The organism is Streptomyces sp. NPDC027962 (assembly GCF_055566095.1).
In genome coordinates, this window is sequence record NZ_JBVHTA010000003.1 from 207,207 (window position 1) to 219,332 (window position 12,126).

At 72.3% G+C, this 12,126-nt stretch carries 11 protein-coding genes; 5 read left to right on the top strand and 6 right to left on the bottom strand.

What is annotated here, in order from left to right:
- Positions 1–90 precede the first annotated feature (90 nt).
- Positions 91–1,080: an EamA family transporter gene (locus ACZ4SA_RS04260; protein WP_468269629.1), complete on the bottom strand. Its 990-nt coding sequence runs from the start codon at positions 1,078–1,080 to the stop codon at positions 91–93.
- A 101-nt stretch (positions 1,081–1,181) separates the two neighbouring features.
- Here ACZ4SA_RS04260 and ACZ4SA_RS04265 point away from each other — a divergent pair, with 101 nt between their 5' ends.
- Together ACZ4SA_RS04265 and ACZ4SA_RS04270 are read left to right on the top strand one after the other, a co-directional pair.
- Positions 1,182–2,039: a LysR family transcriptional regulator gene (locus ACZ4SA_RS04265; protein ID WP_468269631.1), complete on the top strand. Its 858-nt coding sequence runs from the start codon at positions 1,182–1,184 to the stop codon at positions 2,037–2,039.
- Between the two features lie 80 nt (positions 2,040–2,119).
- Complete coding sequence (locus ACZ4SA_RS04270) at positions 2,120–2,548, top strand: pyridoxamine 5'-phosphate oxidase family protein (RefSeq protein WP_468269633.1); 429 nt, start codon at positions 2,120–2,122, stop codon at positions 2,546–2,548.
- A 16-nt stretch (positions 2,549–2,564) separates the two neighbouring features.
- On the opposite strand, the gene ACZ4SA_RS04275 is transcribed toward ACZ4SA_RS04270, so the two are convergent.
- Both ACZ4SA_RS04275 and ACZ4SA_RS04280 read right to left on the bottom strand, forming a co-directional pair.
- On the bottom strand, positions 2,565–2,858 hold the full coding sequence (locus tag ACZ4SA_RS04275; protein ID WP_468269635.1) for a hypothetical protein: 294 nt from the start codon (positions 2,856–2,858) through the stop codon (positions 2,565–2,567).
- Between the two features lie 54 nt (positions 2,859–2,912).
- Positions 2,913–5,732: an FAD-binding and (Fe-S)-binding domain-containing protein gene (locus ACZ4SA_RS04280; protein WP_468269637.1), complete on the bottom strand. Its 2,820-nt coding sequence runs from the start codon at positions 5,730–5,732 to the stop codon at positions 2,913–2,915.
- A 218-nt stretch (positions 5,733–5,950) separates the two neighbouring features.
- Here ACZ4SA_RS04280 and ACZ4SA_RS04285 point away from each other — a divergent pair, with 218 nt between their 5' ends.
- The gene (locus ACZ4SA_RS04285) at positions 5,951–6,619 is read left to right on the top strand and encodes a GTP-binding protein (RefSeq protein ID WP_468269639.1); all 669 of its coding nucleotides are present in this window, start codon (positions 5,951–5,953) and stop codon (positions 6,617–6,619) included.
- Between the two features lie 83 nt (positions 6,620–6,702).
- Positions 6,703–7,821 (top strand): phosphoserine transaminase, encoded by a 1,119-nt coding sequence (gene serC, locus ACZ4SA_RS04290; RefSeq protein WP_468269641.1) that lies wholly within the window; start codon positions 6,703–6,705, stop codon positions 7,819–7,821.
- 339 nt (positions 7,822–8,160) lie between these two features.
- Here the strand turns inward: serC and ACZ4SA_RS04295 are convergent, their stop codons facing one another.
- Entirely contained in the window at positions 8,161–9,045 is an 885-nt protein-coding gene (locus ACZ4SA_RS04295) for an ABC transporter permease (protein ID WP_468269643.1), read from the bottom strand.
- Positions 9,042–9,986 (bottom strand): ATP-binding cassette domain-containing protein, encoded by a 945-nt coding sequence (locus tag ACZ4SA_RS04300; protein ID WP_468269838.1) that lies wholly within the window; start codon positions 9,984–9,986, stop codon positions 9,042–9,044. Before ACZ4SA_RS04300 ends, ACZ4SA_RS04295 begins: the two co-directional genes overlap by 4 nt.
- A gap of 118 nt (positions 9,987–10,104) precedes the next feature.
- On the opposite strand from ACZ4SA_RS04300, the gene ACZ4SA_RS04305 reads away from it, so the two are divergent.
- A complete protein-coding gene (locus ACZ4SA_RS04305; protein WP_468269645.1) occupies positions 10,105–10,872 on the top strand; it encodes a TetR/AcrR family transcriptional regulator in 768 nt (255 codons plus the stop codon).
- 173 nt (positions 10,873–11,045) lie between these two features.
- On the opposite strand, the gene ACZ4SA_RS04310 is transcribed toward ACZ4SA_RS04305, so the two are convergent.
- Positions 11,046–12,020: an SdiA-regulated/phytase-like domain-containing protein gene (locus ACZ4SA_RS04310; protein ID WP_468269647.1), complete on the bottom strand. Its 975-nt coding sequence runs from the start codon at positions 12,018–12,020 to the stop codon at positions 11,046–11,048.
- Between the last annotated feature and the right edge of the window lie 106 nt (positions 12,021–12,126).

A 12,126-nucleotide genomic window follows, 5' to 3' on the forward strand; every position in this document is an offset into this window, starting at 1 on the left:
GAGTGTGCGTGCCAGGCGTCGTGGGCCAGGCGGGACTTTCGAAACACGCCCTCGTGGACTGGTAGCCCGGACCTCAGCCACACGTACTCCCTACGCCCGACGCGCGGCCTTCCCCGGCTTCCCCGCCGCCTGCGTCCGCACCGCCCCCATGCTCGCCACGACGACCAGCACGATCGCCAGCCCCTCCGCCGGCGACAGGGCCTGGGACAGCACAAGGAACCCGGCCGTCGCCGCGATCGCCGGCTCCAGGCTCATCAGGACCGCGAACGTCGCCGCCGGCAGTCTGCGCAGCGCCAGCAGTTCCAGGGTGTACGGCAGGACCGACGACATCAGCGCCACCGCGAGCCCCAGCCCCAGCGTCGACGGCACGAACAGCCGCGAGCCCGCTTCCACCAGCCCGAACGGCAGGCTCAGCAGCGCGCCGACACCCATCGCCAGCGCCAGCCCGTCCGCCTGTGGGAAGCGCCGGCCGGTGCGGGCGCTGAAGACGATGTATGCCGCCCACATGCCGCCCGCGGCCAGGGCGAACGCCGCGCCCACCGGGTCGAGCCGGTCGAAGCCGCCGCCGCCGAGCAGGACCACGCCGCCCAGGGCGAGCGCCGCCCACAGCAGGTTCACCAGTCTCCGTGAGGCGATCACCGACAGGGCGAGCGGGCCCAGCACTTCCAGCGTGACCGCCGCGCCGAGCGGGATCCGGTCCACAGCCTGGTAGAACAGCATGTTCATCCCGCCCATGGCGGCGCCGAAGGTGATGACGGTCGCCCAGTCGTTGCGGGAGTGCCCGCGCAGCCGCGGCCGGCACACCGCGAGCAGCACGACGGCGGCGAGCACCAGCCGCAGCGTGACGACGCCGAGCGCACCGGCCCGCGGCATCAGCAGCACGGCGACGGCCGCCCCGAACTGCACCGAGAGGCCGCCGGCGACGACAAGCGCGACCGGGCCGAGCGAACAGCGTACGCCAGGAGCCTGCGCGGCCGTGCCCCCGGCCGCCTGCGTCGCCGCGCCCGCCGCCTCCGGCAGCACGACCGCCGCGCCCGCCTGCGCGCCGGCGCCCGTGTCCACGGACTGCGCGTCCTTCACTCGTGCCTCCCGAAAGCCTGCCCCTCGACCGTCCTCCCCACGCTACGGACCGGGGCGTCGCGCGTGAAATGCGATTCTCGCTGCGGTTATGCTCCACACGTATGAGCATCGAGCTGCGCCATCTCCGCTGCTTCCTCGCCGTCGCGGAGGAGTCGAGCGTGACCAGGGCCGCGGCGCGGCTGGGCCTCACTCAGCCCAGCGTCTCCCGCACGCTCGCCGCGCTCGAAGAACACGTGGGTGTGCGGCTGGTGGACCGCTCCACGCACCATCTCGTCCTCACGGCTGAGGGCCGGGCCTTCCATGACAAGGCCGCCGTGGCCGTCGCCGCCTTCGACGAGGCGCTCGATCCCGGGGGCCTGCCGCACCGGCCGCTGCGACTCGGGCACGCCTGGTCGGCGCTCGGCCCGTACACCACCCCGCTGCTGCGCTGCTGGGAGCGCGACCACCCCGACACCCCGCTCGAGTTGCTGAGGATCGACGACCGTACGGCGGGCCTCTCGCGCGGCGAGGTCGACGCCGCCGTGCTGCGCGGCCCGGTCGGCGACCCGGGACTCGCCACCGAGCTGCTGTTCACGGAGCCCCGGGTCGCGGCGGTGCCGTCGGACAGCCCGCTCGCGGCACGGGCCTCGCTGACCCTGGCGGACCTGGCCGCCTGGCCGGTCGTCCTCAACACCGTCTCCGGGCTGACGACGCTCGACCTGTGGCCCGCGGACGCCCGGCCCACGGCGACGATCAGGGTCGCCAACACGGACGACTGGCTCACCGCGATCGCCGCGGGCCGCGGCGTGGGCTCGTCGGTGGCCTCCACCGCCCAGATGCACGCGCACCGGGGCGTGGCCTACCGGCCCTTGTCCGACGCCCCGAGCGCGCCCGTGTATCTGGCCTGGCGCAGCACGAGACCGCATCCGGCCGTCCCTCAACTGGTGGCTCTGGCACGCGCGGTGGCCCGGCAGCGCTGACAGGCCCTGCCCCCGGCCCGGCTGCGCGGGCACCGGCGCGACGCCGGGCCGCCCGGGCGGCCCCGTGATAGGCAGGGCGCATGAAGCGTGACGAACTGGTGTGGTTCCTCCGCAGGTACAGGCTCGCCGTCCAGGCGTCGGTGGCGCCGGGCGGATCCCCGCAGGCGGCGGTCGTCGGATACGCCGTCAGCGACGACCTGGAGATCGTGTTCGACACCGTCGAGACGACACGCAAGAGCCTCAACCTGCGGGCCGACCCGCGCATCGCGCTCGTCGTCGGCTGGGACGACGCCATCACCGTCCAGCTCGAGGGCACGGCCGACTTTCCCACCGGGGACGAGCTCGAGCGCGTACGGGACTGCTACTTCCGCGTGTATCCGGACGGGCGTGACCGACTGAGCTGGCCCGGGATCACCCACGTGAGGGTGCGGCCCTCATGGGTGCGGTACAGCGACTTCGCCCAGGAGCCGCCGCATGTCGTCGAGGTTTCCGCCGCACAGCTGGACTGAGCCCACGGGCGGGGGATCACAGCGCCTGTCGGCGGCCCGCCAGAAGCTTCCAGCCGAGGCGGACGCCCCGCACCGCCAGGATCAGCAGCAGAACCGCCGTCACGCAGCCCGCCGCGCTCAGCGCGCCCAGCGAACCGCCGCGCAGCAGTGAGACGACGAAGGAGCCGATGCCCCTGGACGTGGCCTCGTCCACCGGGTCCACCGCGATCGCGGCCACCAGCAGCTGCCCCACCAGGGCCGATACGAGCAGGACGGCAGCGGCCCGCGTCAGCAGCCCCACGATGTCGGCCCGCCTGGCTCTCCCCCGCATGACGACCGCCCTTTCGTTGCGTGGCCGGCCGCCCATCCTGCCCGATCCCTCACCTCACCCCGCGGCCAGGCCCTCCGCCAGCACCTCCGCCAGGTGCCTGGCCCGGCGGTCGGCAAGCTGATCGAGCTGGGTGCGGCAGGAGAAGCCGTCCGCCAGCAGCTCGGTGCCCGCCGCGGCGGACCGTACGGCGGGCAGCAGTTGGTCTTCCGCGCACGCCACCGACACCTCGTAGTGGCCCCGCTCGAAACCGAAGTTGCCCGCGAGTCCGCAGCAACCGCCGCTCAACTCCCCCTTCAGGCCTGCCTTCTCCCGCAGCCGCCGTTCGGCCGCGTCGCCGAGGACCGCGTGCTGGTGGCAGTGGGTCTGGCCCGCCACCGGGCGGCCGATGTGCGGCGGCGCCCAGTCGGGGGCACATTCCTCCAGCGCCTGGGCGAAGGTCCGTACCGTCGCCGCGAGCCGGCCCGAGCGCGGGTCGTCGCCCAGCAGCTCGGGCAGGTCGGTCCTCAGGGCCGCCGCACAGCTCGGTTCCAGGACGACGACCGGCACATCGAGCTCCAGCAGCGGCTCCACGACGTCGAGCGTGTGCCGCATGACCTTCCGCGCCCGGTCGAGCTGGCCCGTCGACACATAGGTGAGCCCGCAGCACACCCGGCCGGGCGGCAGCACGATGCCGATGTCCGCCGCCTCCATGACCCGTACCGCCGCCCGGCCGACGGACGGCGAGAGGTGGTCGGTGAAGGTGTCCGGCCACAGCACGGCCGTACGGCCTTCCCTGAGCACTTCCGCACGCTCGCCCATGTGCCCGCGCAGCCAGCCGCGGAACGTCTGCGGCGCCAGGCGCGGCAGGTCCCGCTCCGGGGCGATGCCACCGATCCGCTTGGCGAGAGCGGCCAGCGGCCGTACGCCCCCCAGCGCGTTGACCGCGGGCGCGAACGGCGCTGCGGCCCGCAGCCACTGCGGGAGGCGGCCCATGGCGTAGTGGGCGGCCGGCCGGCGGCGGCCCGCGTAGTGGTGGTGCAGGAACTCGGCCTTGTAGGTGGCCATGTCGACGCCCACCGGGCAGTCGCTTCGGCAGCCCTTGCAGGAAAGGCACAGGTCGAGCGCGTCGCGCACCTCGGTGGAGCGCCAGCCGCCGGTGACGATCTCGCCGGCGAGCATCTCGTGCAGCAGCCGCGCCCTGCCGCGGGTGGAGTGCTGCTCCTCGCCGGTCGCCCGGTACGAGGGGCACATCACGCCGCCGCCCGCCGCGGCCTGCGTCGTACGGCACTTGGCGACGCCCACGCAGCGGCGCACCGCGCCGGCGAAGTCGCCGCCGTCGTGCGGATAGCCGAAGACGACGTCGACGGGCCGGTCGGGCAGCACGGCGAAGCGCAGGTCCGCGTCCAGCGGGCGGGGGCGTACCAGCATGCCCGGGTTCATGCCGCCGGCCGGGTCCCACACGTCTTTGAAGCGGCCGAAGAGTGCGACCAGTTCGTCGCCGTACATCTTCGGCAGCAGCTCGGCACGGGCCTGTCCGTCGCCGTGTTCGCCGGACAGCGAGCCGCCGTGCGCGACGACGAGGCCGGCGACCTGCTCGGAGAACGCACGGAAGCGCCGCACTCCGGCCTCGGTCAGCAGGTCGAAGTCGATGCGGACGTGGATGCACCCGTCACCGAAGTGGCCGTAGGGGGTGCCGCGCAGTCCGTGTTCGGCGAGCAGGGCGCGGAACTCGCGCAGATAGCCGCCGAGGCGGGCGGGCGGTACGGCGCAGTCCTCCCAGCCGGGCCAGGCCTCGCCGCCGTCGGGCATCCGGGTCGCGGTGCCGGACGCGTCCTCCCGTACCCGCCACAGGACGCGCATGGCGGCCGGGTCGTCGACGACGGTGCCGTCGAGCACGTCGGCCGCCCGCACGATCCGTTCCGCGCGGTCCCTCGCTTCCGCCGGCGTGGCGCCGCCCGTCTCGACGAACAGCCACGCCCCGCCGCGCGGCAGGCCGTGCCCCGTGGGCACGAGGTCCTCCGCCATGCCTTCGACGGTCAGCGGGCCGTGCGGCAGCAGGCCGGCGGCGGCCTCGGCGGCGGCGCTCTCGCCGGGGTAGCCGAGGACGGCCAGTGCGCGGGCGGCCGGGGCGTCCACGAGGCGTACGGTCGCCTCGGTGAGCACGGCCAGGGTGCCTTCGCTGCCGCAGAACGCGCGGGCGAGGTCGGCGCCGTTCTCGGGCAGCAGGGCGTCGAGGGCGTAGCCGGAGATGCGGCGGGGCAGGCCGGCGGGGAAGCCGGTGCGCAGGAGGGCGAGGCTGCTGTCGACGAGTTCGGCCAGGCCGGGCGGGGCGCTGCCCTGCGCGCCCCGGGCGAGGTGGTGACGCGTACCGGAATACGTGATGGCCGACAGGTCCCGGACGTTGTCGGCCGTCGTCCCCCACGCTACCGAATGCGATCCGCACGAGTTGTTGCCGATCATCCCGCCCAGCGTGCAGCGGCTGTGCGTCGACGGGTCGGGCCCGAAGACCAGGCCGTGGGGCCGTACGGCGCTCTGCAGCCGGTCCAGGACGACGCCCGGCTGCACCAGCGCGGTCCTGGCCTCCGGGTCGACGCCGAGGATCTTGTTCATGTGGCGGGTGAAGTCCAGGACGACGCCGGTGCCGGTGGCCTGTCCGGCGATGGAGGTGCCGCCGCCGCGTGGCACGACGGGTACGCCGTGCTGCCGGCAGATCTCGAGGGCGGCGGCGACGTCGTCGGCGTCGCGGGGTGCGACGACGCCCACCGGGACCCGCCGGTAGTTGGAGGCGTCCATGGTCGTCAGGGCCCGGGCGGCGACGGAGAAGTCGACCTCGCCGCCGACTGCCGCATTGAGCGCGCGGGCCAGTTCGCTCGTACCCCTGGTGTGTTCAACCATGTGATCCAGGATGACCCCTGGGGCCGCTGCCGCACCCGCAGGAAACGTGTCACTTGCACACGTTGTGCGCACCCGAACATGAGGAGTGCCACAGGACTGGCCCAAGTGATCGTCAACCCCCCTATAGTGACGTCCACTTCGCCAGGAAGCAGCGGCTCCAGTTGCGCCCCCCGCCACCCCGGAAGGCACCACTCGATGACCGGCACCTCCGAGAAACGATGACCGGCACGACCACCCGGGCGGTCCCCGGAGACGTCGGCACGGCCACCGACGCCCGTCCCGACGCCCGTTCCGAGGCCCGTCCCGAGGCCCACTCCGGCGCGTTTCCCGACGCCCGTCCCGGCGCGCTGAAGATCGCGGTTGTCGGCGGTTTCGGCGCCGGCCGGTCGACGATGGTGCGTTCCGTCAGCGAGATCCGTTCGCTGCACACGGAGGAGGCGATGACCGGGCCCGCGGACCGGCAGGAGGGCTCGGGCCGGGTCCCCGCCAAGACGGCGACGACCGTCGCCCTCGACTTCGGCCGTATCACGATCGACGAGGAACAGGTGCTGTATCTGTTCGGCACACCCGGACAGGAACGTTTCCGCTTTCTCTGGGACCGCCTCCTCGCGGGCACCACCGGCGCGGTCGTCCTCGTCGACACCCGCGCCGTGGCCGATGCCCGGTACGCGATCGAGCGCCTCGGAGAGCACGGCACACCGTTCATCGTCGCCGTCAACGACTTCGGCGGCCCGTTCCGCTCCGAGGAAGAGATCCGCAAGGATCTCGCCCTCGGGTCGTTGGTGCCGATGGTCGAGTTCGACGCCCGGGACCATTCGTCAAGCAAGTTCGTACTGATCGCCCTGGTGGAGCATCTGCGCTCGCTCGGCCGCGCACACGGCACCTGACCTCCAGGTCAGCAGTGGTGGAGGCGTCTCAGCCGCCGGACCGCGCGCCCGCCCGGCAGCCGGACCGGTATACGCTCCGGGACGTGGCTGATATCCAGATTCCCGCTGACATCAAGCCCGCCGACGGCCGTTTCGGCGCGGGCCCCTCCAAGGTGCGTACGGAGGCGCTGGACGCCCTGGCCGCCACCGGCACCTCTCTCCTCGGTACGTCCCACCGCCAGGCCCCGGTCAAGAACCTGGTCGGCGCGGTGCGCGACGGTGTGCGCGAGCTCTTCTCGCTCCCCGACGGCTACGAGGTGATCCTTGGCAACGGCGGATCCACCGCCTTCTGGGACATCGCGACGCACGGACTGATCGACAACAAGTCCCAGCACCTGTCGTTCGGCGAGTTCTCCTCCAAGTTCGCCAAGGCCGCCAAGCTGGCGCCGTGGCTGGCGGAGCCCACCGTCATCTCCTCGGACCCCGGCACGCACCCGGACCCGCAGGCGGAGGAAGGCGTCGACGTCTACGCCTTCACCCACAACGAGACCTCCACCGGCGTCGCCGCCCCGATCCAGCGGGTCGCCGGCGCGGACGAGGGTGCGCTGGTCCTGGTGGACGCCACCTCCGGCGCGGGCGGCCTGCCGGTCGACATCACGCAGAGCGACGTCTACTACTTCGCCCCGCAGAAGTCCTTCGCCTCCGACGGCGGCCTGTGGATCGGCGTCTTCTCCCCGGCCGCGCTCGAGCGCGCAGCCCGCATCCACGGCTCGGGCCGGCACGTCCCCGAGTTCTTCTCGCTGCCCACGGCGATCGACAACTCGCTGAAGAACCAGACGTACAACACGCCGGCGCTGGCCACGCTCTTCCTGCTGAACGAGCAGCTGAAGTGGATCAACGGCCAGGGCGGCCTGGACTGGTCGGTCGGCCGCACCGCCACATCCTCGCGCACGCTGTACGGCTGGGCGGAGGCGTCCAAGTACGCGACCCCGTTCGTCGTCGACCCGGCGAAGCGTTCGCAGGTCATCGGCACGATCGACTTCGCCGACGAGATCGACGCGTCCGCGGTCGCCAAGGCGCTGCGCGCGAACGGCATCGTCGACACCGAGCCGTACCGCAAGCTGGGCCGCAACCAGCTGCGTGTGGCGATGTTCCCGGCGGTCGACCCGGCGGACGTCGAGGCGCTGACGGCCTGCATCGACTACGTGATCGAGAAGCTGTAACCGCTCTTCACCAGGAAGGGCCCGGTGTCGCGGAATCGCGGACGCCGGGCCCTTCCTCGTTCCCCCGCGGCGGCGGACGGCGGACCTCAGGCCATCTGCACCAGCCACCAGGAGGCCCGCATGTCTGCCGCAGCAGTCGAGCACCCCTGTGACGGCGAGCCGCGGACGCTGCCCGAAGAGGCCGGCCGCCTCATGGAGCAGAACCCGGTTCGGCCGACGAGTACGCCACGAAATCTACGCCCCCCGGCCGGCAGGTCACCCTTCCCGCCTCGATCGGCGCCGAGGTGAAGCTGGATGCGGCCGAGCTGTTGAAGGCCGGGCAACGACGGACGGATACCGTCAGCGGCTGAGCCGCTGGAAGCGCCGGACGGCCAGCGGTGCGAAGACCACCGTGATGACGACCGGCCACACGACCGCCATCAGCAGCGAGTGCTCCTGGATCCAGCTGCCGTCGCTCGCCACCGGGTTGCCGAACAGTTCACGGGCCGCCGCGGCCGTCGAGGAGATCGGATTCCATGCGGCGATCGTGCCGAGCCAGTCCGGCATCGTCGACGGGGGCACGAACACGCTCGAGATCATGGTGAGCGGGAAGGCCACCGCATAGAGGCTGCCGGCCGCCTCCGTGCTGGGGACGAGCAGCCCGAGCAGGATGCCGACCCAGATCAGGCAGAACCGCAGAAGCAGCAGCAGTCCGAACGCGGCCACCGACGCGACGACGCCGGTGTCCGTGCGCCAGCCCATCGCGAAGGCGGTCGCGGCCAGGATCGTCAGCTCGGCGCAGGCGATGATCAGGTCGTTGACCCCGCGGCCCGTGACGACGGCCGACGGCGCCATCGGCATCGAGCGGAAGCGGTCGATGACGCCCTTGGAGGCATCGGTGACCACGGCGATCGCCGTGTTCATGAAGCCGAAGGCCATCGTCATGGCGAACATGCCCGGCATCAGGAAGTCACGGACGCTGCCTCCGTCGGGTGACTTCATCGCGCCGCCGAAGACATATCCGTAGAGCAGCACGGAGAGGATCGGGAAGCCGAGCTGCCAGGCGATCAGGACCGGCTGGCGCTGGTAATAGGTCAGGCCGCGCCGGACCATGTTCCCGCAGTCGGCCACCGCCCAGTAGACGCGGCCGTGCCTGTCGTCGAGGCTCAGGTCCGTCGTTGTGGTCGTCGTCGCGGTCGTCCGGGCCTGCGCGTGCTTCACGTCCGCCGTGTCGGTCGTGCTCATGCCGCTTCCTCCGTCGTCTGTGTGCCGTGTCCGGTCAGGCGCAGGAACACGTCGTCCAGGCTCGGCCTGCGCAGCCCGATGTCCTCCACCGGGATCCGTTCGTCCTGGAGATTCCGCGCCACCTCGGTGAGCGCCGCCACCCGGTCGGTCACCGGCGCGTGGACCCGGCGTTCGAAGGCGTCGGTCGTCGGGTCGGTGTCGGCGACCCGGGCCACGGTCCTGGCGATGGCCGGCAGGTCGGCCGCCTCGCGGGCGACGACCTCGATACGGTCGGCGCCCACACGGTTCTTCAGCCCGTCGGGGGTGTCGTCTGCGATGGCGCGGCCCTGGTCGATGACGGTGATCCGGGAGGCGAGCCGGTCGGCCTCCTCGAGGTACTGGGTGGTGAGCAGCACGGTCGTGCCGCCCGCGACGAGCCGGCGCAACGCCTCCCACACCTCGCCGCGCGAGCGCGGGTCGAGCCCGGTCGTCGGCTCGTCCAGGAACAGCACGTCGGGCGCGAGGATCATCGACGCGGCGAGGTCGAGTCGGCGGCGCATGCCGCCGCTGTACTCGCCGACGCCCTTGTCGCCCGCCTCCACCAGGTCGAACTGCTCCAGCAGTTCGGTGGCCCGCTGTGCCGCGCGCCTGCCTCCGAGGTGGAAGAGGCGGCCGAACATCTCCAGGTTCTGCCGGCCGGTGAGCACCTCGTCGACCGCGGCGTACTGGCCGGTGAGTCCGATCCGGCGGCGCACCTGCTGCGGGGCGCGCCGGACGTCGATCCCGGCCACCCGCGCTCGGCCTCCGTCGAACCGCAGCAGGGTCGCGAGGACCCGTACGGCGGTGGTCTTCCCTGCGCCGTTCGGCCCGAGCAGGCCGTGCACGCTGCCTTTGCCCACGGCGAGGTCGAAACCGGCGAGGGCGCGTTTGTCCCCGTACCGCTTCTCGAGCCCTTCGGCCATCACTGCGTATTCGTCCACGTCCGCCCCTTTACATCGACCCGACAAACCAACCGAGTACACCGTACCCAGATAAGAGTACACCGTACTCAATTTCTGGGCGCGGGATTAGGGTGAAGCCATGACGACGACGGAGACGAGTGGCAGCGGCGACATCCGGCGCAGCCTCGAGCTGCTCTGGGGCACCGGCGAACGGCCCTCACGCGGCCCCCGGCCAGGGCTCACCGTCGACCGGATCGTCACCGCCGCCGTGGAGATCGCCGACGCGGAGGGCCTCCCCGCGGTCTCGATGCGCCGCCTCTCCACCGAGCTCGGCACCGGCACGATGTCCCTCTACCGGTACGTCCCCGGCAAGGGCGAACTGCTCGACCTGATGCTCGACCGGATCACGGGCGACATGCTCGCCGGTCAGGAGCCCCCACCCGAGGGGACCGACTGGCGCGACGCGGTCCGCGCGATGGCCCGTGCCCACCTCGCGCTGCACCGCGCGCACCCGTGGCTGCTGAAGGTCAACCAGTCCCGCACGGTCCTCGGCCCCGGCGCCGTACGCGGCCTGGAGCTGTCACTGGCCACCCTGCACGGCATGGGCCTGCGCGACCCCGAACTGATCTCGGTGATCATCGCCGTGCAGAGCTTCGTCTCCGGCATCGCCCGCATGGAACTGGAGGCCGCGGAGGCCGCGAAGCAGACCGGGCAGAGCGACGCGGAGTTCTGGAAGAGCCAGGAGCCCTTCCTCGAACGGGCCATGGCGACCGGCAACTACCCGCGGCTCGCGAGCCTGTCGGAGGACGCGTTCGGCTCGGACTTCGACCACTTCGCCTTCGGACTCGACCGTCTGATCGACGGCTTCGAGCAGCTGGTACGCGAACGGGGCTCGGGCGGCTGCTAGGGCGTGTTTCGGAAGTCCCGCCTGGCCCACGACGCCTGGCACGCACACTCGCTGCGTTGTCGGAGTCATCCAGGTACGTCCAGTACGAGGATGATCCTCCGCCTTGCGATTGCACGCACCAGACGCCACGGGCCCCGCCCTGCGGGCGGACGACGCTACTTTCGAAACACGCCCTAGTTGCGGCGCCGCCGCAGTGCGAGCACCAGCAGCCCGGCGCCGCCGAGGATGAGCAACCCGTACGTGGTGGCGCCGCCCTCGCCGTCACCGCCGGCGGCCTCTCCCCCGCCCCCCTCGGGCTTGGTGCGGTCCTCGGTCCGGCCGGACCCGCCGTCGCCTGCGCCCTCGACCGCCACCGGCTCGACGGGGCTGCGCTCCCCTTCCGTGCCGAACATCAGCGCCGTGCCGTCGAGCGTGTACGTCACCGACTCCGACTGCCCCTGGATCGGCGCGCGCACCCGGTGGTCGGCGCCGAGGCGGCCGTCCTTCCACTCGTAGCCGCGGGCGGAGAAGTACGAGCGGAGGACGAGTTCCTTGCCGTCCGGCGAGAAGGCACCGTCGGTCACCCACGGCACCTCCCCGATCCGCCGGAAGACGTTGGTCTGCCCGGTCTTCAGCGTGGCCGGGCCTTCGTAGAGGCCCCCGCCGTCCTCGTTCTTCGACGCGATGTAGACGCGCCCGGTCTTCGGATGCACCATCAGCGCCTCGGCGTTGCGCGCGCCGTCGGCGTACTTCACGTCGAACTGCGTGGCGTTCACCGTCTGGTCGCGCAGCTGCTCCGGCTCGGGGAAGCGGTAGATCCAGACGTGGTCCCAGCTTCCGTCGAGGTTGTCGCCGATGTCGCCGACGTAGATGTTGCCGTCGGGACCGACCGAGATCGCCTCCATGTCCCTCGGCTCCCCGACGCCCCGCAGGGTGATGGTCGCCACCGTCTTGCCCGTCTTCGCGTCGACGCCGAAGATCCGCGGCTGGTCCTGGTCGTTGTGCGTCCAGTAGATCCCCGGGTGCGCCCGGCTCGCGGCGAGCCCGCTCGACTCGGTGATCCGCGGGTCCTCGATGGTGAACCCGGAGCCGTCGTCGGCGGCGGCGGGCACGGCGGCGGCGAGGACGAGAGCGACGGCGAGGCCGGTGACGTACGGAAGCGAACGCATGCCCCAAGCCTGCCACCTCCGCCTGCCACCTCCGCCTGCCTCCTCTGCCGGGCGGCGCCTACGGTCACGGCACTCACCGGTGTCCGTGGCCGGTCTCACATCGCAG